The organism is Streptomyces sp. NPDC044033, from assembly GCF_056434425.1.
The window spans coordinates 1-1,195 of sequence record NZ_JBWKFF010000059.1 but is presented as its reverse complement, the minus strand read 5'-3'; the positions used below and the strand labels follow the sequence as shown (position 1 = coordinate 1,195).

The 1,195-nt window shown below is 56.4% G+C and carries 1 rRNA gene (cut by a window edge); it reads left to right on the top strand.

Features of this window, described 5'->3' with window-relative positions:
- Window positions 1–1,174, top strand: a 23S ribosomal RNA gene (locus AC07AB_RS40080); it begins 1,686 nt to the left of the window's first position.
- Window positions 1,175–1,195 lie beyond the last annotated feature (21 nt).

Sequence of the window (1,195 nt, the reverse complement as noted above, 5' to 3'; positions counted from 1 at the left end):
CTGAGCTGGGGGTGGCCGCAGAGACCAGCGAGAAGCGACTGTTTACTAAAAACACAGGTCCGTGCGAAGCCGTAAGGCGATGTATACGGACTGACGCCTGCCCGGTGCTGGAACGTTAAGGGGACCGGTTAGCTGACTTTCGGGTCGGCGAGGCTGAGAACTTAAGCGCCAGTAAACGGCGGTGGTAACTATAACCATCCTAAGGTAGCGAAATTCCTTGTCGGGTAAGTTCCGACCTGCACGAATGGCGTAACGACTTCTCGACTGTCTCAACCATAGGCCCGGTGAAATTGCACTACGAGTAAAGATGCTCGTTTCGCGCAGCAGGACGGAAAGACCCCGGGACCTTTACTATAGCTTGATATTGGTGTTCGGTTCGGCTTGTGTAGGATAGGTGGGAGACTGTGAAGCTATGGCGCCAGCCGTGGTGGAGTCGTCGTTGAAATACCACTCTGGTCGTGCTGGATGTCTAACCTGGGTCCGTGATCCGGATCAGGGACAGTGTCTGGTGGGTAGTTTAACTGGGGCGGTTGCCTCCTAAAGAGTAACGGAGGCGCCCAAAGGTTCCCTCAGCCTGGTTGGCAATCAGGTGTTGAGTGTAAGTGCACAAGGGAGCTTGACTGTGAGACCGACGGGTCGAGCAGGGACGAAAGTCGGGACTAGTGATCCGGCGGTGGCTTGTGGAAGCGCCGTCGCTCAACGGATAAAAGGTACCCCGGGGATAACAGGCTGATCTTCCCCAAGAGTCCATATCGACGGGATGGTTTGGCACCTCGATGTCGGCTCGTCGCATCCTGGGGCTGGAGTCGGTCCCAAGGGTTGGGCTGTTCGCCCATTAAAGCGGTACGCGAGCTGGGTTTAGAACGTCGTGAGACAGTTCGGTCCCTATCCGCTGTGCGCGTAGGAGTCTTGAGAAGGGCTGTCCCTAGTACGAGAGGACCGGGACGGACGAACCTCTGGTGTGCCAGTTGTCCTGCCAAGGGCATGGCTGGTTGGCTACGTTCGGAAAGGATAACCGCTGAAAGCATCTAAGCGGGAAGCCTGCTTCGAGATGAGGGCTCCCACCAACTTGATTGGTTAAGGCTCCCAGTAGACGACTGGGTTGATAGGCCAGATATGGAAGCGCCGTAAGGTGTGGAGTTGACTGGTACTAATAGGCCGAGGGCTTGTCCTCAGTTGCTCGCGTCCACTGTGT